This is a genomic window from Aromatoleum bremense, from assembly GCF_017894365.1.
In the GTDB taxonomy this organism is placed as follows: Bacteria; Pseudomonadota; Gammaproteobacteria; order Burkholderiales; family Rhodocyclaceae; genus Aromatoleum; species Aromatoleum bremense.
In genome coordinates, this window is record NZ_CP059467.1 from 4,109,396 (window position 1) to 4,126,277 (window position 16,882).

Consider the following 16,882-nt stretch of genomic DNA (forward strand, 5'->3'; position numbering starts at 1 on the left):
TGTTCAGTGTCCGCCGGACGCCTTGGGCTTCACGCTTTCCGGCCCCGCCCAGGCCGCCATCTCGGGGTGCATCTTGCGATGCAGGTCCCCGGTGTACGCGTAGCGCATGGTTTCCTTGTAGGCCGCGTAATGCTTGTCCCAGTCGCCATGGATGTCGCCGTACTTGTCGTCCGGTCCTGCCTTGCTGACCTTCACCACGGTGTCGTACCAGCCCTGCGAGCCGCCGATCGGATCCGCGACCACCGGGATGATCGCATTCGGATGCACGCCGCGGTCGTCCCACCATACGTTGTTGAGGTCGGGATCATCGGTGCCACCGAAGGCCGGCTTGTCCTTCAGCCTCAGCGTCGCCAGCCTTCCATATTCCCAGTGGCCGAAACCGGTCGCGATCGAGATCACCTTCGGGTGGATGCCTTCGGTGACGTAGGCCTTGGTGATGAGATAGCCGACCGGGCTCTCGACCCGCACCAGGTCGCCGGTCCTCACGCCGAGCTTCTTTGCCGTCTCCGGGTTCATCCAGGCCGGGTTGCTGTGCGCGATCTCGGCCAGCCACTTCACCGCCGCCGTGCGGGATTGCTTGTGCACGTTGAGCTTGAAGGTCGACAGGATCATCTCGTCGTCCTTCATGGATTCGTGCCACGGGATGCGCTTGAAGGTGGGCATCGGATTGAAACCGTACTCGGCCCACTCATCGACACGCACGTTGATCAGCCGGTTGCCGGTGGGGAAGCCCACGTAGTCGCGGCCGTTCCGGCGGATGCCGATCGCCTTGCCGTTCTTCGTGATCAGTCCGTGCGCGTCCACCATCGCGCCTTCCATGTCGGTGGCCGACAGTTCCTTCTTGTACAGGCCGTACTCGGCCTGGATCTCACGCCCGGTCTTGTCGGTGACCTTGCCGGTCTTGGGGTCGAGCGTGCCGTAGATCGGCCACACACCGTGCTTCTTCAGAAAGTCGAGCCCGCCCGCCTCCTTCAGCCCGGGCACGTTGTCGAAGTGGTGGCGCATGTAGTCCTCGCCATCCTTGAACTCCCAGAACTGTTTCATGCCGCGAGAGCCGTCCGGGTCGAGCTTCCAGATGATGTCGCGCAGCAGAACACGGTTCTCGCGCGATTCGCCGAGCGACTTGTGCACCGGCTGGCGGATGCCCAGCCACGGCCACAGCGAGTTCGGCATCGACTCGGGCTCCCAGCGCTCGAGGTAGGGGCAGTCGGGCAGGATGATGTCGGCCAGCGCCGTCTCCTCACCCATGTGCGAGCTCATCGAGATGAAGTACGGGATCAGCTTCTCGTCGCGGTACAGCTTGCCCCACACCGCCTGCGCGCCCGGGTTGGTGTAGACCGGGTTGTCCTGGTAGGTGAAGGCGACGTTGATCTTCTGCCGCCCCTCGGCGATCCAGAACGGCACCAGGTGGCTGACCTTGTGCGCGGCGAGCGGATACTCGGGAGGGTGCGCGAGCACCGAATCCTGCTTCGGTCCCGGCGGCTGCGGCATGGGCTGCGGCCAGCCCATGCCGCGCGGCAGACAGTAGCCGCCACGCTTCTCCACGTTGCCGGTGATGATCGGCAGCATCATGCAGGCCTTTTCGTTGTAAGAGCCATACAGGTGCTTGGCCGGGCCGCGGTAGGTGAATAGCGTGGCCGGTTTGGTGGCGGCGAACTCGCGTGCGATGCGTTCGATCGTCTGCACCGGTACGCCGGAGATCTTCGACGCCCACTCCGGCGTGTATTGGGCGTAATGGGCCTTCAGCTCATCGACCGTAACGTTCGTCCAGGTGTTGATGAAGTCGCTGTCCTGCATATCCTCGCGCAGGATCACATGTCCAATCGCCAGCGCCACCGCGCCGTCGGTCGCCGGGAACACCGGGATCCACTCGTCCGAGAAACCCGCGGTGTTCGACAGGCGCACATCGAAGGTGACGATCTTCATGTGGTTGTCGACGCGGCCCTCCGTGACCCGCTGCGACAGCGGATTGTGGAAATACGAGGCCTCGAGCACGTTGGAGCCGAAGTTCAGCACGTACTTGGCGTTGGCGAAGTCGGGCGTTTCGATGTCCGGCCCCCAGGTCGGCTCCTGGCCAACTTTCTTTGACGATTCGCACACCGAGGTGTGATTGAGCACGGTCGCCGAGCCGAGCGTCTTCATGAAACGCTCGAGTGTGCCGCCGGTGCGGTTGCGCCCCCACTTCAGCATGATCGTGTTGGGGTCTTCCTTCAGCGCGGCATCGAGCTTCCCGGCGACCTCGGTGAGCGCCTCGTCCCAGGTGATGCGCTTCCACTTGCCCTCGCCGCGTGCCCCGACCCGCTTGAGCGGATACAGGATGCGATCGGGGTCGTAGCTGTACCACATACCGGAGTTGCCCTTGGCGCACAGGCGGCCGCGCGTCGAGACGTGTTCCGGATTGCCTTCAAGCTTCACGACGCGATCGTTTTCCACGAAGGCGATGGCGCCGTCCTGGATGTTGCAGACATGGCAGTTAACCGGGATCGCCTTGCGCTCGGCGGCGTTGGTCGGGCTGAAATCCTTGCCCCCCAGTTCGTTTTCCATTGCGTGCAGCAATCGGGGTGCGGCGGCTGCCGCGGCCGTGGTGCCGGCACTGACCTGCAGGAAGGTACGGCGGGTGATTTTCGGGAAGTCCATTTCGAGATCTCCTTGCCTGGCCGGTCAGTACAGGGTCTGCAACTGTTGGGGGCCCATCAGCAGCGCGTAACGCAGCGCCGCTCCGCCCGCGAGCACAAGCAGGCCGGCCAGCACCACACCGAACTGCTGGCGGCCGAAAGGCGCGAGCAGCAGCACGATCGGCGCCGCCGTGCCGGCAACGATGCCGATCCCGACGAAGATCAGCCCCATCGTGCCAGTCGTGAGGATCAGGTAAGTCAGCTCCTGCGCCGAGCCACCGTGGTGGGTCGTACCGAGGATGGATACCAGCATCACGCCGACCGCGCCGGTCGACCACAGCAGGTATTGGCGCAGCGTGGCCTGGGTCGCGGCGTTGCCGCCGGCGAGCAGGGACGCCACCGCGGAGCCCGATGCGATTGCCATCGCAACGAACAACACCGGGATGATCGGCGTGTTCCACACCGGCCGCGACTGATGTACGGTGAGGTCGAAGCCGGTGTAGATCGGCAGGCCGAGCGCCAGCAGCGCTGCAATCCCCGCCATCCACCTGCCGCCCCCGCCGTTGCCCTTGCGCAGCATGAACAAATAGACCACCAGCGCGATGCCGAAGCTGACGATGTTCAGCGCCCCCCAGGCCAGCGGCGAGCCGAAGTTGAGATAGAAAGGATTGAGGATATTGAGAAAGCGCAGGGGCTGGGACAGATCCGCGATCAGCAGCAAGCCGCCGATCGCCAGCAGCACGAGCGCCCCCCAGGCCGAACTCGCCCGGATCGGCTTCAGCGCCTCGTTGTGCCACGACAGGAAGGACAGGAAGGTCAGGCCGGCAACGATGCCGATGACGAAGAAGTAGATCGCGTAGGTCGCATGCCACGACACATCGTGGAACCAGACGTAGTCACCCATGGTTGTCTCCTCAGATGTTGAAGTGGCGCTTGAACGCGGAACGCTCCTGCTCCATCACCTCGGGTTTGCGGTAGGCGTCGCGCGGGAACTCGGTCGCGTTGCGATCGGCGCCGATGTAGAACACATGGGGCTTCGTGCCTTCCTCCGGTCGCAGCACCTGCGTGGCGTTGGTCGCCACCAGATAGGAAACCTCGCTGTTCGGATCGTTGAGGTCGCCGAAGATGCGCGAGCGCCCGATGCAGGTCTGCACGCAAGCCGGCACCAGGTTCTGGGTGACGCGGTGGAAGCAGAAGGTGCACTTGTCGACGACATTCGTGATCGGCGTGTAGGTGCGGTGCGAAGGCAGCATGAAGCGGGCGTTGTACGGACAGGCGGCCATGCAGCTGCGGCAGCCGATGCAGCGCTCATAGCGCTGCAGCACGAAGCCCCCATCCTCGACCTTGTAGGTGGCTTCGACGGGGCAGTTGCGCACGCACGGGGGATCGTCGCAGTGGTTGCACAGTCGCGGCAGGAACTGCTTTTTTACGTTGGGATACTTGCCGACGACCTTGTACGGTACCCAGGTGCGATTGACTCCGAGCGGCGTGTCGTACTCCGCCTTGCACGCCACCTGACAGGCCATGCAGCCGATGCAACGACGGGTGTCGACCACCATCGCAAATCGACGCTTGCCCGGCGCCTCCCTGGTCTCGATGGGCGAGACCCTGAGTTCTTCACTCATGCTTTCACCTCCGTTGAATGCCGCCGCGTGCTCCGCGTTCGAGATGGCGATTTACGGCTCGCGATCGCCTTGCCGCGAACGCATAGCGCCTCCCTCCATGCCGGAACATGTGCAATAACCGGACCATGAACAGGGAAATAGGCCAAAGGTCTTGGCGGGTAAGGGATCGCGAAAATCACCGCCCCGACGCCCCCGCGACCGGCGTTACGGCGCCGTAACATCGCTGTCGATTGCTGTGCTGCAAGCTGTTACCGCTGCGTAACGGCGCGCCACTCGCGTGCTGACAGGACACAGGATCGGCGCCTATCATCCTCGCCATGGACAGGGACGTTGCCCTTCTTGAAGCCTGCGGCCGGCGCGCATTCCTGCGCGGCGTCGGTGCTTTGGCAGCGCTGACGGTGCTGCCCGCCCATGGCGCAGACATCCCAGTGCGCATCGGCCTGACACCGGTCTTTCTCGACGACCAGATGAGTTTCCTGAGCCAGTGGAGACGCTGGCTGGAGGTGAAGCTCGGGAGCACCGTCGTGTTTGTCCAGCGCGGCAGCTATCGCGAAGTCATGGACCTGCTTCGCGCCGGCAAGCTCGATTTTGCCTGGGTGTGCGGTTATCCCTACGTGCGCCACCGCCAGGAACTGAAGCTGGTGGCTGTGCCGCTGTGGCGGGGCGGGCCCTACTACCAGTCCTACCTCATCGTGCCAGCCGAGGACACCCGAACCACGACGCTCGCCGGGCTGCGCGGCAAGGTATTCGCCTACTCCGACCCCGATTCCAATTCCGGCTATCTCTACCCGCGCTACCTGCTCACCACGCAAGGCGAGAATCCCGACAATTTCTTCTCGCGCAGTTTCTTCACCTGGGCGCACCGCAAGGTGGTCGAGGCGGTCGGCATTGCGCTGGCCGAAGGCGGGGCAGTCGACGGCTATGTCTGGGAGACGCTCGCCGAATTGCACCCGGACCTTACCCGGACCACGCGTGTGATCGAGCGCTCGCCGCCGCTCGGTTACCCGCCTTTCGTCGCCCGGTCGGACATTCCGACGGTCGAACTGGCGCGCTTTCGTGCCGTCTTGCTGGGCATGACGGCCGATCCCGAGGGCATGGATCTGCTCCAGCGCCTGCGCCTCGACGGCTTCATCCCGGGGGAACCGGAGCTGTTCGACGAGATTGCACGCATGGCCGCGCGCGTGAAAAATCCATGAGGACGCTCGCCGACCTGTCACTGCGCTGGAAGATTCCGCTGCGCGTCGTGGCGGCAGTCCTGGGCACGGCGCTCGCGGTCACGGTCGCACTGGTCGCCCGCGACTATGACATCGTGCGCCAGAATCTCGAAGGCCACGCACGCAGCATGGGACGGGTGCTGGCGCATACGCTCGTCATGCCGGTGCTGCACGACGACATCTGGCGTGCCTACGAGATCCTGCAGTCGGCTCATGAGCCCAACCCCGCCGCACCGGAACTGCAGGCGCTGGTCGTGCTGGTGACGGACGCGGATTATCGCGTCTTCGTGTCGACCCGGCCGCGCGCGTTCCCCATCGGCACCAGCGCCGCCGCGCCGGGTGGTGCCTACGGCTTGTTGCGCGCCGAACTCTCGCGCGGCAGTCCGACCGATCAGCGCATCCTCGAGTCTACCGACAGCCTGCTGTTCTTCATCATGACGCCGCTGATCGCGGACGGCGTCGCACTCGGCCACGTCATTCTCGCCTACGCCAAGCCGGCGCTGCTTCCCCGTTTCCTCGGCCAGGTCGGACGGGCAGCCTGGGTCACCCTGGTGGTGCTTCTCATCCTCCTCCCGGTGTCCTGGGTGTGGGCCCGCCGCACCGCGCAGCCCCTGCTGCGCCTGGCGGGAGCGATGAAGCAGATCCCGCTCGAGCTCGAGGCGGCCCGGCTCGCGGACCTTCCGCGCAGCGGCGACGAGATCGGCCAGCTCGGTGAAGCCTTTCGCCGCATGGTGGCGGAGATGCAGGTCAAGCAGGAGATGGAACGGCAGATGCTCAGCTCGGAGCGGCTCGCCGCAGTTGGCCGCCTCACCGCAGGCATCGCGCACGAGATCAACAATCCCCTCACCGGCATGCTCACGGCGATCAACACTTTCCAGCGCCATGGGGCGGATCCGCAGCGCGCCGAGCGTACGCTGTCGCTGCTGCAGCGCGGACTGACCCAGATCCGCAACACCGTCAGCGCGCTGCTGGTGGAAGCGAAAGTCGAAGACCGCTTCTTCGCCCCCGAGGACATCGACGACCTGTTGATTCTGGTCGAAGCCGAAGCCCATGCGCAGGCCGTGCGCATCGTCGTCGACGGGCGCATTGCCGAACCCGTTCCACTCCCGGCGACCCTGCTGCGGCAGATCGTGCTCAATCTGCTGCTCAATGCGGTCGCGGCGGCGGGTGAAGGCGGCACGGTGCGCCTCAACGCATACACTTCGCCACAGGGGCTGACGCTCGCCGTCTTCAACGACGGCGCGCATATCGAGCAGCAGGACATGGCCTACCTGTTCGAGCCCTTCGCGACCGGACGGGAGACGGGACACGGCCTGGGTCTGTGGATCGTGTATCAGATCACCCGACAGCTCAACGGCGAGATAGCGGTTGAAAGCGAACCCGACGCCACGACCTTCACCATCGAGATTCCCTATGGCAAATCCTAGCGAGACGCGGTCGAGGCTCTGTCTGATCGAGGACGACGAGATCATCGGCGAATCCCTCACCGACCGCTTTCGGCTCGAAGGTTTCGATGTCGATTGGTGCCATACCGGCGCCGACGCCAGGGCTGCGCTTGCCGCGCACCGCCACGCGGTGGTCGTCAGCGATATCCGGCTGCCCGACTGCAACGGTGGCGACCTGTTTCTCGATTTGCTCGCATCGGCGCCAATGCTGCCACCCTTCCTGTTCATGACCGCCTTCGGCAGCATCGATCGTGCAGTCGAACTGATCAAGGCCGGCGCCGCAGACTACATCACCAAGCCCTTCGACCCGGATGCGCTGATCGTCAAGGTGCGTGCGCTGGCCGATGGCTACGGTGCGCGACAGCCCTTGGCGAGTGCAGAGGTCCTGGGCGTGTCACCCGCGATGCGGCGGATCGCCGAATCGCTGCCCCGCCTCGCCCGCCATGCCGACAGTCTGCTCATCACCGGCGAGTCGGGCGTCGGCAAGGAACACGTGGCGCGTCTGTTCCACCGCTACGCTGCCGGTCCGCAGGCACCGTTCGTCGCAGTCAATTGCGCCGCAATACCGGACACCCTCCTCGAGGCGGAACTGTTCGGCTACGAGAAGGGGGCATTCACCGGTGCGACCAAGGCGAGGCGCGGCTATTTCGAACAGGCGGGCGGAGGCACCGTGTTTCTCGACGAAATCGGCGACATGCCCCTCTCGATGCAGGCCAAGCTGTTGCGCGTACTGCAGGAACACAGGCTGCAGCGCTTGGGCGGCGAATCACCCATCGCCGTCGACTTCCACCTGGTCTGTGCGACGCATTGCGATCTCAGGGCAATGGTCGACGAAGGCCGCTTTCGCGACGATCTCTACTATCGCATCCATGTAATTCATCTGCGCATTGCGCCGCTGCGCGAGCGCCGGGAGGACATTCCCTGGTTCGTGCATCACTTCGTGGACGCGTTCAATCGCGCCCACCCCGAGGAAAAGCGGCGCATCGACCCGCGCACCGAGGAAGCACTCACCCGCTACGCCTGGCCGGGAAACGTCCGCGAACTGAAGCATGCGGTCGAGCGCGCCTGCATCCTGTCTCCTGGCCCGCTCCTCGGCGCCGATGCGTTCTTCGGCGAGGGGCTGGACGCCGGCGCGGACCAGCCCCCGCCTTCACGCCCGCTGGCCGACTACCTGATGGATTGCGAACGCGATTACCTGCGCATGGTCCTCGAGCAGCATGGCGGTCACATGACCCACACCGCCGAGGCGCTTGGCATCACGCGCAAGACGTTGTGGGAAAAGCTGCGCCGCCTTGGGCTGCAGGCGCACGAAGACCTCTGATCAGTCAGCGCCTCTTTCCTGCTTGCCAAACTCGTGCTGCCGGCGCTGACACCGCTCGGTGCGGCGACTTTCACGCGCAAGGTGGCGCTGAACGAGCCGCGGCCAGATCGCGGCAACCGCTCGCGGGCCGATGGCGGCTATAGAGGGCAGCGGCTGGACCCGATTGCGCCAACAGGAACAGATCACCGGAACGCTCGGCGCGCCCGCCGCCGCGCCCAGGCCTTGCGCCCCTCCTCCAGTCCCGCCATCGCCAGCGCCAGGGGCAGCATCGCCAGCCACACCTGCGCCCCGAGCGGTTCGGTGCCGAACAGGCGATTGCCGAGGGGGAGGTAGACGACAGCCAGGATCAGCGCCAGCTCGAAGACCAGCCCCCACAGCAGGAGAGGGTTGGCGCGCAGCCCCGGCGGCCAGGCCGGACGCCGCGCATCACGGCACAAAAAGAGATTGGCCACTTGCATGACCACGATGGTGGCCAGGCAGGCGGTGGTCGCTTCGCGGTAGAGCGGATCGAGGCGGTCGAGCACCTCGCCCCAATGCCATCCGGTCGCCAGCAGCAGGCCGAAAAACACGGCCAAGGCGGCGGCGGCCTCCATCACGCCGAGGAAAAGGTAGGCGCGGGCGACGAGCGGCCCGTCGAGCAGGCGCGCCGAGCGCGGCCGCGGGGGCCGCTTCATAGTCTCCGCATGAGGCGGCTCGACGCCGAGGGCGAGCGCCGGCAGCATGTCGGTGCCGAGGTCGACGGCGAGGATCTGGATGACGGTGAGCGGCAGCGGCACCCGGAACAGCGCGAAGGCGAGATAGGGCACGATCTCCGGGATGTTCGAGCTGAGGATGTAGGTGAGGAACTTACGCAGGTTGTCGAACACCGCGCGCCCCTCCTCCACCGCGCTGACGATGGTGGCGAAGTGGTCGTCAAGGAGCACCATGTCGGCGGCCTCCTTGGCCACGTCGGTGCCGCTCCTGCCCATGGCGATGCCGATGTCGGCAGCACGCAAGGCCGGTGCGTCGTTCACGCCGTCGCCCGTGACCGCCACCACTTCCCCCTGCGCCTGCAGCGCCTGCACGACGCGCAGCTTGTGCTCCGCGCTGACCCGCGCGCAGATGAGCTGTCGCGCTTCCACTGCCAGTTGCAGCTGGGCGGCGTTCATCCGCGCGATGTCCTCGCCACGCAGGATGCGGGGGGTGGCGTCGGTGAGGCCGATCTCGCGGGCGACCGCGAGCGCGGTGGCCGGGTGGTCGCCGGTAACCATGATTACGCGGATACCCGCCTCGCGGCAGCGTGCGATGGCCTCACCGACGTCGGCACGGGGCGGATCCTCCAGGCCGGCGAGGCCTTCGAGGATGAGCTCGCGCTCGGCGCTTTCGTCCGTCACCACTTCGCCCTCGGCCAGCGTGCGGCTGGCCAGCGCGAGCACGCGCAGGCCGCGCTGCGCCATCACCTCCAGCGCCGCACCGATTTCGGCCTCGGCGAGCGGCGCCACGCCGCCATCGGCCGTTCGCTGGCCGGTGCATGCGGGCAGCACCGCCTCGGGCGCGCCCTTGCAATAGAGGTGCGAACCGTCAGGCCGGACGCAGACGACCGACATGCAGTTGCGGCCAGCCTCGAAGGGCAGCTCCGCGAGCCGGGTCGCCGAGCCCGCGATCCCAGCGCGGGCGGCGCATTCGACCAAGGCGATCTCCATCGGATCGCCCGTCCACCCGGCCTGCCTGTCCGGCGCCGGCCGCAGGCTGTGGCAATCGACAGCCACGGCCAGGAGCGCAGTCATGGCCGGCGCGGCGGCGCAGCCCGACACGGCGGCAGGCTCGCATGCCGTCCCGCCCGCCGCCAGGGTGACCACGCGCATGCGGTTTTCGGTGAGCGTGCCGGTCTTGTCCGTGCAGATCACCGTCGTGGCGCCGAGGGTCTCGACGGCGGGAAGATGCCGCACCAGGGCATTGCGCCGCGCCATGCGCTGGGTCGCCATGGCGAGGGACAGGGTCACGGTCGGGAGCAGCCCTTCGGGGACGTTGGCGACGATGATGCCGATGGCGAACAGCGCGCTGTCCCAGAACGGCACGCCGAGCGCGCGGCCGACGAAGAAGAAGAGCACGCCAAGCGCCGTCGCCGCGACGGCGACGAGCCGCGACATGCGCTTGATCTCCAGGGTGAGCGGCGAAGGCCGCTCGGCGGTGCGCTGGGTGAGATGGGCGATGTGGCCGAATTCGGTGCGCATGCCGGTGGCGAACACCACCGCGCGTCCGTGGCCGGCGACCATGGAGGTGCCGGCAAGCACCAGGTTGTGCGCCTCCGCGGCGCTCGCCGCCGCCACCGACTCGGCGACCCGGCTCACCGGGCGGGATTCCCCGGTCAGGGTCGCGGCATTGACGCGCACCCCGATGGCGTCGATGAGGCGGCAATCGGCGGGGACGCTGTCGCCCGCTTCGAGCAGGATCACGTCGCCCGGCACCAGGGTGGCGGCCAGCGCGTCCGTCAACTCACCGCCGCGCCACACATTGACGCGCTGCGGCAGCATGGCGCGCAGCGCCGTGATGGCCCGTTCGGCGCGATAGCTCTGCCAGAACGAGAAGCTGCCGTTGAGGAGGATCACGGCGACGATGGCCACGGCCAGCTCCGCCATGCCCTGTCCGGGATCGAACCGGTCTGCCACTACCGCCAGGACGGCGGCGAACCACAGGATGAGGGCGAAGAAATGGACGAACTCGCGCCCGAAAGCCCATGCCGCCGACTCGCGGCCAAAGGCTTCGACGCGGTTCTCGCCGAACATCGCCAGCCGCCGCGCGGCTTCGGCGGCGCTCAGTCCGGCGGGGGCGCTGTCGAGCCCCCGCAGCACCACCTCCACTTGCCCACGCCAGATGTCCATCGGGTCTCCCCGTTGTCGCCGTCATCCTTCACGCACCGCCCGAACGCCGTCCGCTGCGCGGGGCTCCGTACCCAGCTTAGTACGCCGCGGCGGGCGACTGGTCGCCCCGCGTGGACATCACCAAAACGGACGATGAGTTCGTCGTCAAGGCTGAACTCCGAATGGGCACGCCCGAAGGTGCGGAACACAGCCGAAACCTGCATCGCGGTGTCGATGTCCGGCGCCTCGAAGACGTCCACATAGTCGCAGGGCCCGAGCACTGCCCAACAGTGCAGCCAATGCGTCGACGGCCGCGCCACGGGCTTGCCTAGCCGGACGGCATTCCCCTCGGCGCATCAAACGGCATCGGCGTCGCAGCACCGCCCCGAGGCGTCGACTAGCATGAGAGGAGCGCCCAAGTTCCGGCTCGCCCGCTGCGGGTGATCTCGCCACTGCGGGTGATCGACCAGACCGTCCTCCGCGACAGGTGCCAGCATGAAAGCGGGATGGGAACATTTTCCTCATGATGCGGACGTGGGCGTCCGAGGAATGGGCGCCACCAAGGCGCAGGCCTTCGAGCAGGCGGCGATGGCGCTGACGGCGGTCGTCAGCGACCCGGGCGCAGTGCAGCCGCGCACGGCGGTCGCCATCCGCTGCCGGGCGCCCGATGACGAGCTGCTGTTGGCCGAATGGCTGAACGGCGTGATCTACCAGATGGCGGTGCGAAACATGCTGTTCAGCCGCTTCGAGGTCCGCCTGGACGACGGGCAGCTGCAGGGCGTTGCCTGGGGCGAGGGTGTGGACGTCGGGCGCCATCATCCCGCCGTGGAAATCAAGGGTGCCACCTACACCGCCCTGCGCGTCGCCCGTGAGGCGGATGGGTGGCTGGCCCAGACTGTACTGGACGTGTGAGAGCCATGGAACTCGACCTGTTTGCGCGGCGCTCCGATTATCAATGGGAAATCCCGCCCCACGGCGCGATGCGGGTGCCGGGCGTGATCTACGCCGACGAGACGCTGATCCGCGCGATGGACCACAAGGTGTACGAGCAAACGGTCAATGTCGCATGCCTGCCGGGGATCGTGCGTGCCGCCTATGTGATGCCCGATGCGCACTGGGGCTACGGTTTTCCGATCGGCGGGGTGGCCGCCTTCGACCCCGACGAAGGTGGCGTGGTGTCAGCCGGCGGGGTCGGATTCGACATCTCTTGCGGGGTGCGCTGCCTGCACACGGGGCTCACCCGCGACGACATCCTGCGGGTGCAAAAGCCGCTGGCCGACCGCCTGTTCCAGTGCATTCCCGCCGGGGTCGGCAGTTCCGGCGCGATCCGCCTCGACAGCCAGGAGATGGACGCCATGCTGGCCGGCGGAGCGAAATGGGCGGTCGAGCGCGGCTGGGGCGAGCCCGCCGACCTCGAACGCATCGAGGAAGGCGGCCGCATGAAGGGCGCACGCCCGGCGGCGGTGTCGCAGCAGGCCAAGAAGCGCCAGCGCGACGAGATGGGCACGCTGGGCAGCGGCAACCATTACCTGGAGATCCAGGAAGTTGTCGCCATCTACGACCGGCCCGCGGCGGCAGCCTTCGGCCTGATCGAGGGCGCGACGGTGATCATGGTCCACTGCGGCTCGCGCGGACTGGGCCACCAGATCGGCACCGAGTTCCTCAAGCAGATGGCAATCGCCGCGGCCGATCACGGCATCATTCTCCCCGACCGCGAGCTCGCCTGCGCGCCGATCCAGTCGCCGCTGGGCCAGGAATATCTGGGCGCGATGCGGGCAGGGATCAACTGCGCCTTGGCCAACCGCCAGATCCTCACCCAGTTGGTACGCCAGGTCTTCGCGGAACTGCTGCCGGCGGCGCGGCTGTCCCTGCTCTACGACGTCTCGCACAACACGTGCAAGGTGGAGACCCACCGGGTCGACGGCCGTATGCGCGAGCTCTACGTCCACCGCAAGGGGGCGACCCGCGCCTTCGGCCCTGGCCACCCCGACCTGCCGGAGACGCTGCGTGCGAGCGGCCAACCGGTCTTGATCGGCGGCTCGATGGGCACCGGTTCGTACATTCTGCGCGGCGTCGCGGAGTCCGAAGAGCTCGCCTTTGCCTCGGCCTGCCATGGCGCGGGGCGCGCCATGAGTCGCCACCGCGCCCAGCACACTTGGCACGGCCGCCAGGTGATCGACGATCTCGCGGCGCGCGGCATTCTCATCCGCAGCCCAACGCAGCGCGGCGTGGCCGAGGAAGCCCCTGACGCCTACAAGGATGTCGGCGCTGTGGTCGACGCTGCCGAGGCGGCCGGCCTCGCGCGCAAGGTGGCCCGGGTCGCGCCGCTGATCTGCGTGAAGGGCTGAGGCTGCGACGGTCCTGCCTTTGTCGCCCGCGACGCAGTTGCCACGGCAGTTCATGCGGCGAGCGAAGTCGGCCGAGGCAGTCGGGAACGAAGCCAATTGGGCACGCCGTTACGCCCCCGGGAGCGAGCACCGGGCTCACCCGACGAGGCCCTCACTCGAAGCGCAAGAGGTTCTCCGCGGGCGTGTCCTCTCCGTAGCGGTCGATGAGCGCGTCAATCTCCGCGAGCAGCGTCTGGTCGTCGTCGTCATCGATGACGCCCTTCCCCGCGAGCCGCGCAACCCACCCGTCCGCGACGGCCGCCCGCATGCCGCCGAGGGTGGGAACGACATCGGCCTCGCTCACGTCCAGCAGCGTTTCGATGAACTGCGACAGGTCCTCACTGGCCTTGACGCTCACGAAGTCGGCCGCCGGCGCATCGGCGCCGAACTCCTCGATCAGGGCTTCGATCTCGCTCGCCAGTGATTCACCGTCTCCGAACCGTCGCGGCTCCACGCCCTGGGCCCTGGCCACCCCGAGAATTCGCTGACGGACGAACCCTAGCGTCAGGGGCGTATCCATGTCCGGATGGTCGAGCAGCGGTGCGATGAAAGCCGAGAGCTCTTCGCTCACGCGGCTTTCGACTTCGTGTGGTAGAGGCATGGTGGCATTCCCTCGCGTTCGGTCACTTGGCGGCTCCGTTCGCCGCAGATCGCTGCTGCCCGTTTCCAGGATAGACGGGAACTAGCAGAACCGCGTCGGCGCCCATGCGGTCCCTCACAGCGTCTGCACGAACGCGCGAACACCGCCCAGCAGCATCTCGACGGCGCCTCGCCACACCTCGACAACCGCCACCCGCGGGACGCTGAACCCGCAAGCAACCATTGTCGGCCGACGGCTCGCTCGACTGAAGCTAGCCATCTCAGTGGGACGAATGCGAATGCACGCGGACGCGATTGGCCTGCAGACCATCGCCCGCCGTCTCCTCCAGGAACACGACATCATCGCCCACCTCGAGGGCCTCGAAGTCCGGATGCACGACGTTGTAGCGGTGAAAATAGAGTTCGGTGCCGCCCATGTCTTCGATGAAGCCGTAGCCTTCATCGCCGAACAGGCGGACGATCCGGCCACGCGACTCCGGCTCGTGAGCCTTTACGTCGCCGCGCTGGCGGCGGGCGTAGTCCTCCAGCCGGCGGCGGGCGTGGTCGAACGCGTCGCGAATGGCGACGTAGACATCTTCCGCATTATCCCGATTGACCACGATCTCCGAGCCCGGGACGGTGAGATCGACGCGCACGTTGTGGAGCCTGCCGTGGCGCTTGTGCTTGCAGATCATCCCGACGGTGACGCGGCAGCTCATGATGCGCTCGTAGAACTGGTCGAGCTTGGCGACCTTGTCGCGGATGGCGGCCTCGATCGCGTCGGAGTGGGGCATGTCACGAAAGACGATGTGGGTCGGTATTTGCATGATGTTCCTCGCTTTCAATGCTGCGCTCTGAGTACGCCCTTCGCCTGGCGGTGCAAGCCGCGGGGGCCGGCGCCGACTCTCGACCTTCCGGTTCACCCCGTGTTCGACCGGGCGGCGCGCAACCGCCCGCTTCTCAATGCGCTTTTTGCGCGCCTCGCTTAATGGCCGGGGACGTGCGCCGGCCGAGCAGCGCTTCGATCCGCGCCCGGTCGATATCCTCCTCCCGTTCCAGCGCTTCGACCAGACGGCCGAGCGCTGCGGCATGCTGCCGCAGCGCCTCGCCGATGCGCTGCTCAGCTTCCTTGAGGAGCGTACGCACCCCTTCGTCCACGGCCTGGGCCGAGGACTCCGAGAAGCGGCGCGGCTGGGCGATCTCGCGCCCGAGAAAGGGATGCTCCTCGCTATCGCGCAGATCGACCGGCCCCACCGCCTCCGACATGCCCCAGCACGCCACCATGGAGCGGGCCAGGGCGGTGGCCTGGCGGATGTCGTCGTCGGCCCCCGAGCTCACCGTGCCGAGCAGCAGGCGCTCGGCGGTGCGGCCGGCGAGCATCACCGCCAGGCGGTCACGCAGATAGTCTTCCGGCAGGGTGTGGCGCTCGTGCTCGGGAAGCTGCAGGGTGCCGCCCAGCGCCCGTCCGCGCGGAACGATGCTGACCTTGTAGAGGGGATCGGCGTGCGGCAGGAAATAGGCCACTACGGCGTGGCCCGCCTCGTGCACGGCCAAGCGATGGCGCTCGTCGGGCTGGATGGCGAGCGTCCGGGTGCTGCCCAGGACCACCTTGTCGCGCGCTTCCTCGAAGTGGCGGTGGCCGACTCGTTCCTGTTCCTCGCGCGCGGCGAGGATCGCCGCCTCGTTCACCAGATTGTGCAGATCGGCGCCGGAAAAGCCGGGCGTGGCGGCGGCGATCTCCCCCAGCTTCACGTCGGCGCCCAGCGGCACCTTGCGCGAATGGACGGCGAGGATGGCCTCACGGTCCTTGCTGTCGGGCAGATCGAGCACCACATGACGGTCGAAGCGCCCGGGGCGCAGCAGCGCCGGATCGAGCACGTCGGGGCGGTTGGTGGCAGCCAGCACGATGACCGCCTCGTGCGGCGCGAAGCCGTCCATTTCGGCCAGGATCTGGTTGAGTGTCTGCTCGCGCTCGTCGTGCCCGCCGCCGAGCCCCGTGCCGCGGGTACGGCCCACGGCGTCGAGCTCGTCGATGAAGACGATGGAAGGCGCCTGCTTCTTGGCAGCAGCGAAGAGATTGCGCACGCGCGAGGCGCCCACGCCGACGAACACCTCGATGAACTCGGACCCCGAGATGGAAAAGAACGGCACCCCCGCCTCCCCCGCCAGCGCCCTGGCCAACAGCGTCTTGCCCGTTCCGGGCGGTCCCATCAGCAGCACCCCGCGCGGCATCTGCGCCCCCAGGCGCTCGAACTTGCCGGGATCGCGCAGGTAGGCGACCAGCTCCTGGACGTCGCGCTTGGCGCTCTCCTGGCCGGCGACGTCGGCGAAGGTCGTCTGTGGCCGCTCGGCGGTGCGGACCACGCTCTGCAGGAAGCGCCGCAGCTCGCCCCCGCTGCCCAATCCCCCGCCGACCAGGCGGCTCGCGCGCCAGAACGCCAGGAAGAAGAAGCCGAGGAGCAGCAGCCAGGGCAGCCAGTAGATCAACAGCCCCCAGCCCTGCGCCGACTGCACGTTTACCTGAACATCGGCGTCCTCGAGGGCCGGCAGCAGCGTGCTGTCGCCCATCGCGGGGACACGGGTGGTGAATCGATCGGTCTTCCCGCCGTCGGGGCCGATCGGCCGTTCCTCGCGCAGACGGCCGGATATCCGGTTCTCCTGCATGGTCACCTCCGCCACCTGGCCAGCGGCGATGCGACGCTTGAAGTCGCTGTAGCTGATCTCCTCGATGCCGGCGCCCGAGAGGATGATCCGCAGCAACATGAACAGCGCCAGCATCGCGACGAAATAGGCCAACGGCCGCCAGGGCGGGATCTCCGGGAAGGTGGGCTTTTCGGGCGCCGGCATGTGGGGACG

At 67.2% G+C, this 16,882-nt stretch carries 12 protein-coding genes; 5 read left to right on the top strand and 7 right to left on the bottom strand.

Annotated elements, in window-relative coordinates; genetic code table 11:
- Positions 1–3: 3 nt before the first annotated feature.
- Genes pbN1_RS19395 through pbN1_RS19405 form a run of 3 tightly spaced genes read right to left on the bottom strand, consistent with a single transcriptional unit; the run spans position 4 to position 4,240 of the window.
- Positions 4–2,637 carry a molybdopterin-dependent oxidoreductase gene (locus pbN1_RS19395; RefSeq protein ID WP_169200999.1) on the bottom strand — a complete coding sequence of 878 codons (2,634 nt, stop codon included), beginning with the start codon at positions 2,635–2,637 and terminating at the stop codon, positions 4–6.
- Between the two features lie 24 nt (positions 2,638–2,661).
- A complete protein-coding gene (nrfD, locus tag pbN1_RS19400; RefSeq protein WP_169201000.1) occupies positions 2,662–3,519 on the bottom strand; it encodes an NrfD/PsrC family molybdoenzyme membrane anchor subunit in 858 nt (285 codons plus the stop codon).
- Positions 3,520–3,529: 10 nt separating this feature from the next.
- Positions 3,530–4,240 carry a 4Fe-4S dicluster domain-containing protein gene (locus tag pbN1_RS19405; RefSeq protein ID WP_169201001.1) on the bottom strand — a complete coding sequence of 237 codons (711 nt, stop codon included), beginning with the start codon at positions 4,238–4,240 and terminating at the stop codon, positions 3,530–3,532.
- Between the two features lie 317 nt (positions 4,241–4,557).
- On the opposite strand from pbN1_RS19405, the gene pbN1_RS19410 reads away from it, so the two are divergent.
- The 3 genes from pbN1_RS19410 to pbN1_RS19420 are packed head-to-tail and all read left to right on the top strand — an operon-like array spanning position 4,558 to position 8,220.
- Positions 4,558–5,436: a substrate-binding domain-containing protein gene (locus tag pbN1_RS19410; RefSeq protein ID WP_169201002.1), complete on the top strand. Its 879-nt coding sequence runs from the start codon at positions 4,558–4,560 to the stop codon at positions 5,434–5,436.
- Positions 5,433–6,881 (top strand): sensor histidine kinase, encoded by a 1,449-nt coding sequence (locus pbN1_RS19415; RefSeq protein ID WP_169201003.1) that lies wholly within the window; start codon positions 5,433–5,435, stop codon positions 6,879–6,881. Before pbN1_RS19410 ends, pbN1_RS19415 begins: the two co-directional genes overlap by 4 nt.
- On the top strand, positions 6,868–8,220 hold the full coding sequence (locus tag pbN1_RS19420; protein WP_169201004.1) for a sigma-54-dependent transcriptional regulator: 1,353 nt from the start codon (positions 6,868–6,870) through the stop codon (positions 8,218–8,220). Before pbN1_RS19415 ends, pbN1_RS19420 begins: the two co-directional genes overlap by 14 nt.
- Before the next feature lie 182 nt (positions 8,221–8,402).
- Here the strand turns inward: pbN1_RS19420 and pbN1_RS19425 are convergent, their stop codons facing one another.
- A complete protein-coding gene (locus tag pbN1_RS19425) occupies positions 8,403–11,081 on the bottom strand; it encodes a cation-translocating P-type ATPase (RefSeq protein WP_169201005.1) in 2,679 nt (892 codons plus the stop codon).
- 474 nt (positions 11,082–11,555) lie between these two features.
- Here pbN1_RS19425 and pbN1_RS19430 point away from each other — a divergent pair, with 474 nt between their 5' ends.
- Both pbN1_RS19430 and pbN1_RS19435 read left to right on the top strand, forming a co-directional pair.
- A complete protein-coding gene (locus pbN1_RS19430; RefSeq protein ID WP_169201006.1) occupies positions 11,556–11,972 on the top strand; it encodes an archease in 417 nt (138 codons plus the stop codon).
- Positions 11,973–11,977: 5 nt separating this feature from the next.
- Positions 11,978–13,408: an RtcB family protein gene (locus pbN1_RS19435; protein WP_169201007.1), complete on the top strand. Its 1,431-nt coding sequence runs from the start codon at positions 11,978–11,980 to the stop codon at positions 13,406–13,408.
- A 151-nt stretch (positions 13,409–13,559) separates the two neighbouring features.
- On the opposite strand, the gene pbN1_RS19440 is transcribed toward pbN1_RS19435, so the two are convergent.
- From pbN1_RS19440 to ftsH, 3 genes are all read right to left on the bottom strand, one after another.
- Positions 13,560–14,048, bottom strand: a complete 489-nt coding sequence (locus pbN1_RS19440) for a hypothetical protein (RefSeq protein ID WP_169201008.1) — start codon at positions 14,046–14,048, stop codon at positions 13,560–13,562.
- A 259-nt stretch (positions 14,049–14,307) separates the two neighbouring features.
- Positions 14,308–14,853 (bottom strand): HPF/RaiA family ribosome-associated protein, encoded by a 546-nt coding sequence (locus tag pbN1_RS19445; protein ID WP_169201009.1) that lies wholly within the window; start codon positions 14,851–14,853, stop codon positions 14,308–14,310.
- A gap of 133 nt (positions 14,854–14,986) precedes the next feature.
- Positions 14,987–16,873 carry an ATP-dependent zinc metalloprotease FtsH gene (gene ftsH, locus pbN1_RS19450; protein WP_169201010.1) on the bottom strand — a complete coding sequence of 629 codons (1,887 nt, stop codon included), beginning with the start codon at positions 16,871–16,873 and terminating at the stop codon, positions 14,987–14,989.
- Positions 16,874–16,882: the final 9 nt, after the last annotated feature.